The sequence below is a fragment of the Streptomyces kurssanovii genome (genome assembly GCF_040677245.1).
Lineage (GTDB): Bacteria > Actinomycetota > Actinomycetes > Streptomycetales > Streptomycetaceae > Streptomyces > Streptomyces kurssanovii.
In genome coordinates this window covers 1-1,120 of the sequence record NZ_JBFAQK010000127.1, presented here as the reverse complement: position 1 = coordinate 1,120, position 1,120 = coordinate 1, and the positions used below count along the sequence as shown (strand labels likewise).

The window sequence follows — 1,120 nt, the reverse complement described above, 5'->3', positions numbered from 1 at the left end:
GTGCTCGTCGCTCTCGCGGAGTCTGCCCATCGCGGCAACTACCAGGGCGACCGTCGCGTGCTGGCCATCCCCGCCAGCGACCGTGCCCAGCACGACGCCGCGCAACATCGCTACGCCGACACCACCGCCAGCCCCGTCGAGGCCCGCGACAACCTCGGTGCCGGCCGCTGGAAACTGCCCGAAGCAACCCTGATCGTTATCGACGACGCCGACCACCTCCAACCCGAGCAGCTGCGCTGGCTCACCGAACATGCCAATCAGACCCGCACCAAACTGCTGCTGGTCACCCACACCGAAGCCTCGGTGACACCCACCACCCAAGAGCACCGGCAGCCGCCGCCAAGCCGCGAGCTCACCGACACCCTGCGCGCACACCTGCCCTGGCACCAGCACCTCGGCAACAGCGAAACAGTCACCGCCCAGGCGCCACCCACCGCGATCGACCGGGCCCGCGCCCAGCTCGAAACCACCCGCACCACAGCACCAATGGCAAGTACCGAACATCAGGCCCAGGCCAAGCAGCTACTCCAACGCGTCGACCAACTCACCGCCAACTTCCAATACCGCGCAACCGACCACCGAGCCCGCGACCTCGACCGCACCCAGCAACGCAGCCACGGCCTCGAACTCTGATGATGTCGTCATGTGTCGGACGGATTGACCATGATGTTTGACATGACCACCACACCATTCAGCGAAGAGTTCTCACGGGCACTCGACCTGGCTGCCCAGTACCACCAGCTACGAGAAGATTTCGACACCGCTCTCAGATCCGACCGCCGCGAGTCTCGCCGCGTGTTCTGGGGCCTCCCACTCAACGACAAACCCACGATGTCATGGGGCGATGCCAGCACCGCTCGCAGCGAGCAGCTAAGCAACATCGTCAAGGAATACGGAAAGCTCTGGTATCAGATCCAAGCCGTCGCACCAGCATTAGCCGGAGTCCTGCCCTTTCCGTGGCTGATGAGAACCGGCAACCGTTTACCGGGCTGGTCCGAGCGGATCAGCAGGCGCCGGGCCGGAAACTCTTGGTTCGTAACCCCGAGGCCCTACAAACCCTCCACCACCGTCTAACCGCGCAGCTACACCCGATCAAGCACGTCAAACGGCACCCGCACAC

General features: G+C 64.5%; 2 protein-coding genes. Both read left to right on the top strand.

The genetic code is table 11. The features are described from left to right. A partial coding sequence (locus AB0K36_RS34655) for a hypothetical protein (RefSeq protein ID WP_364601822.1) occupies positions 1-633 on the top strand: 633 nt, incomplete at its 5' end. Between the two features lie 42 nt (positions 634-675). Next, positions 676-1,074, top strand: a complete 399-nt coding sequence (locus tag AB0K36_RS34650; protein WP_210687522.1) for a hypothetical protein — start codon at positions 676-678, stop codon at positions 1,072-1,074. Positions 1,075-1,120: the final 46 nt, after the last annotated feature.

Bases quoted from the DNA above. Each gene is read 5' to 3' on its own strand.
- AB0K36_RS34650 (WP_210687522.1), top strand. From the start codon at position 676: ATGACCACCACACCATTCAGCGAAGAGTTCTCACGGGCACTCGACCTG.